The following is a 2,450-nucleotide window of genomic DNA, read 5'->3' as shown; positions in this document are numbered from 1 at the left end:
ATCTTGGGGAGCCCGGTGGTGCCGCCAGTGCAGATGTAGGAGGAGCATTCATCCTGGCGGATTTGCCGACCGCTCTTCAGGTGTGTATGCGGCTGAGCATTCATCAGCGATCGCCAATCGTGGATCGGGATGCCGCGGTTTAAGTCTCGCTCCTTCAGTGCCACGGCTTTCAGAGCCCTACGCACAGGTTCGTCGACATAGGACTCCATGCTGACCCAAACGACAGACCTGACCGTAGGTAACTGATCCAGCTGTGAAGCCAGTTTCGGCCACAGATCGCTGCCCGCAGTCGGCTCAAGCGTCACCACCACAGATGCCTTCGCGGCATTCAGCAGGCCGGCCATCTGCTTGGCCTCAAGCAGAGGGTTGATCGCCATGACGATGCCCGCCGCCTCCCCGCCCCATAGAGTGAAATGGGTTTCCGGCAGGTTGGGCAGAATGAAGGCCAGCACCTCGCCCGGTTTTATGCCCAGGTCATGGAAGGCATTTGCCGCGCGGGTGATATCCGCGAAGAGCTGGGAATAATTCCACTCATAGGTGTGTCTGAAATCGGCAGCATCGGCGAAGAAGCTTAGTGCCGGTGCCTGGGGGGTGCACTCGACCGCCTGTCGCAGCGCTTCATAAGTGCTGGACGCCAGGCCGCGTTCCGACAAGGGGACTCGTTCGAGGCTTTCGATATCGTTCAGGGTCTGCACCACCATCAGGCTTCCCCCACAACGCGGTTGCGTTGCACGCCGAGGTCGATCACACCATCGGCACTGCGAATGCGCGCTTCGACCACGTCACCCGGCTTGAGATACTGCGGCCGGCTCTCCTGCGCCTTGAGAAAGAGTTTCCACTTGGTAGCTTCTGGCATCAAAGCCGCAATACGCTGCTTGGCAGGCGAAGGAATCGTTAGCGCACAGCCAGCCGGAGTACCGGTGGCGATCAGGTCTCCAGCGGCGAGATCTTGCAAGGAGGAGAGTTCGGTAAGGGTTTCAGCGGGACCGTAAACCAGGTTGGCCGTGCTGTCGCTCTGTCGCACCTGGTCGTTGACTGTCAGGCGCAGCTGCAGTGCTTTTAGGTAATGCATGTCCTTGGCATCCAGAAGACAGAGGTAAGGACCGACCGGGCCGAAAGTGCGAAAGCTCTTGCCCTTGTAGAACTGCATCTGGGGAATCTGAATGTCGCGGGCCGAGTAGTCATTGACAATGACGACGCCGGCGATGAACTCATGCAGATTGGTGTCAGTGACAGACACGGAACCGGTAATCGCGCGTTTCATCACAAGCCCCAGTTCAATCTCGTAATCAAGGAAACGCACGGTGCGCGGCTTGATCAGGTCGCTGTCAGCCGCCACCAGGCAACTCGTTGCCTTGGTGAAGATCATGTTGAATTTCTTCGCGTCCGGGTCCATGCCCGATTCGATCATGTGCTGACGGTAATTGGCGCCCTGGCAGACGAATTGCTGATTACGGGTCACCGGCGACAGCAATTTCACTTCACCCTCCTCCAACTCCGAGCCTTTCAGTTGAGCGAGGTCGTCGATACTGTTCTGGCGAATGAAGTCACCGGTGGTTTCAAACACACCGGGGATGACTGTGATACGGCCCTGGCGAAGCACGCCCCAGTGGATACCGTTCTGAAATTCAAAGCGGACTACGTGTACAGCAGACATTGAAGGTACTCCTGGAGCGGCGTTTGTCCTGCGCTCGGTGGCGCAAGAACTGTGGTGTTGTTCTGAAGGGGGGGCTGACAACGGTGTAGACCAACGAGCCGCCAGCGATCAAAGCGCCGGCTTTAAGCACGTCCCGCCGGCCATACCGAATTGAGTTACCCGACATGGCGGCAGCTCTAACCGAACATGCGCATAAGGGTTATCAACTTGCGAATGGTTAAATCCGGGCTGCGTCGCAAGTTGCGGATTAGCAAAAGCACATTGGTGAAGCTCATCTTGGGTTTTGTAAAACTCGCAGGCATGCGCTGGCCCCACTGCGCCATTGCTTCGGGGCTCACGGGATGAATGCCGGTAGGCTGTGCGGCCGTGAAGATATCCCCGTCGCAGTAATGCTCGTGCTTATCGCCCCATGGGTCTTGCCAGTAATCGAAGATCTGACTGCCCAGGATGTGGCGGCCGATGCCCCATGAGTGCTCCCAACCGCGCTCGCGCAGGACGCGCTGCCCCATTCCCACCGCGTCCGCATCGACGACCTCATAGGCGCTATGGCTGTAGGTCGCCATGAACCCTTGCGCTATCGCGAGGGTATGGTGCGCCGCAGGAGTTTCACCGAGGTCAAGGCGCATGAAGGCGACGATAGGTGTGCCATCGGGGAGTACTTGCACATCGCTGGGAATAAACCCGAAATGCTGGGTATACCAGGCACAGGTCGCCTGGTAGTCGACCACTTCAATCACGATGTGGCCAAGCCTGAGCACTTCAGGGGGAGCAATCGGCGGACGCTGCGTGACGT

At 58.4% G+C, this 2,450-nt stretch carries 3 protein-coding genes; all 3 read right to left on the bottom strand.

Annotated features, from left to right (window positions below):
* On the bottom strand, window positions 1-701 hold a 701-nt coding region (locus AC1DSG_RS30255; protein ID WP_477794152.1), incomplete at its 3' end, for an AMP-binding protein.
* Complete coding sequence (locus tag AC1DSG_RS30250) at window positions 701-1,657, bottom strand: fumarylacetoacetate hydrolase family protein (protein ID WP_477794151.1); 957 nt, start codon at window positions 1,655-1,657, stop codon at window positions 701-703. The genes AC1DSG_RS30250 and AC1DSG_RS30255, both read right to left, overlap by 1 nt.
* 176 nt (window positions 1,658-1,833) lie before the next feature.
* On the bottom strand, window positions 1,834-2,450 hold a 617-nt coding region (locus AC1DSG_RS30245; protein WP_477794150.1), incomplete at its 5' end, for a VOC family protein.

Source organism: Pseudomonas sp. P5_A12 (assembly GCF_056400685.1).
This window is presented reverse-complemented; position numbering and strand designations above follow the sequence as displayed.

What these genes read in the sequence shown, in the direction of transcription:
- AC1DSG_RS30250 (WP_477794151.1), bottom strand. Translation starts at nt 1,657, where the DNA reads ATGTCTGCTGTACACGTAGTCCGCTTTGAATTTCAGAACGGTATCCAC.